General features: G+C 35.9%; 1 protein-coding gene. It reads left to right on the top strand.

Features of this window, described 5'->3' with window-relative positions:
* The first annotated feature begins 49 nt into the window (after positions 1–49).
* A complete protein-coding gene (locus CJF42_RS25935) occupies positions 50–265 on the top strand; it encodes a hypothetical protein (RefSeq protein ID WP_141235698.1) in 216 nt (71 codons plus the stop codon).
* Positions 266–270 lie beyond the last annotated feature (5 nt).

Here is a 270-nt window from a genome sequence, read left to right as displayed (position 1 = left end):
ACTTAGCAAGTGTTGAATATAACAAAAGTGAATGGAATCAGGCTGCGCTATGAATTTTTATCTTCAATATATGCAATCAATAGACGAGTACGCATTGGGCTTTAACAAAGTTGAACAGCCTTTAATGTTTAGATCTCGTGCTGAAGCTATGTGCTTTTGTATTGATTATGCAGATGGAGAAGATTTTAAACTTATTGATGTAGACGATAACAACTGGCAATCACTTTATGACTCGGGAGCATTTGACTATGAGCCTGAACTTTAAACCAC

Origin of the sequence: Pseudoalteromonas sp. NBT06-2 (assembly GCF_002276045.1) — a bacterium.
Classification (GTDB): domain Bacteria; phylum Pseudomonadota; class Gammaproteobacteria; order Enterobacterales; family Alteromonadaceae; genus Pseudoalteromonas.
The sequence above is the reverse complement of the archived record's forward strand: the minus strand, read 5'-3'. Positions and strand labels throughout refer to the sequence as shown.